2 pseudogenes are annotated in these 916 nt (G+C 31.9%); both read right to left on the minus strand.

Annotated elements, in window-relative coordinates:
- Positions 1-524: pseudogene (locus tag KI369_RS28815) on the minus strand (peptidase M6); the annotation flags it as partial.
- Between the two features lie 316 nt (positions 525-840).
- Positions 841-916: pseudogene (locus KI369_RS28820) on the minus strand (fructose-6-phosphate aldolase); the annotation flags it as partial.

Raw genomic sequence — 916 nt, forward strand, 5'->3', positions numbered from 1 at the left:
TCACTAAATTCAACGAGTAATACTAATACTTTATCAGTTCGAACAGACCCTTTATATGGCACTTGCTTTGCTTTAGAAGTTGGGACTTGTCCATTCAATTGCTTTTTATTTGGTTCTGGCTTTTGCTCAGGACTAACATTTTTTTCAGGTTTCTTTACTTTCTCCTTTTCTTCCATTTTCTTCTCTTTTACTTTTTTTACAAAATCAGATGCCTCTTTAGCAGTATCCGCTGGAAGAATTTCTTTATTTGCCTGATCTCCTTGTTTCTTTTCAATATACTTTTCTACAGCCTTTTTCGTCTCTTCTTTAGAAGATGCTGGATTTATTGTTCCTCTTTCCTTCAGCGCTTCCGCTAAACGATCTTCTTGAATTAAATTATAATCAATTGGTGTTGTAGACACATTTTCTTTCTCTTTTGCTGGCGTTTCTGCGTACGCTAATGGAGCACTCATTACAGATGTACATCCGATAATTGCCGCAATTGCTAATGACGATAACACTTTAAGTGGTGCTTTTCTTCTCATTCTATTTCTCTCCTTTTATAAAACTTAAAATTCAGATAAATAAGTGCATTTTTGTCGAAATCTCCGTTTACTACCCTCCCTATATAAAAAAGCATAATTCTATAAACGTTAATCTTTCTGTTATAGAATCATGCCCTCCAGTTTTCTGGTCAGACTCTCTATCTTCTTATATCAAAATATGAAAAATAAAGAGTGATTTGTATATATTAAATAGTTTATATAACAAATTTAAAAGACAATATGCAAAATTGCATGAAAATTCTTTTAAATAAAAAAAAGAATCCTAGTCAATTAAACTAGGATCCTTTTTTTTCTATTATTTCTCTTGTGTTTTTTCCCAATCCGCTAAGAATTTCTCAATTCCTTGATCTGTTAATGGGTGCTTCACTAAT

Origin of the sequence: Bacillus sanguinis (assembly GCF_018332475.1) — a bacterium.
GTDB classification, from domain to species: Bacteria; Bacillota; Bacilli; order Bacillales; family Bacillaceae_G; genus Bacillus_A; species Bacillus_A sanguinis.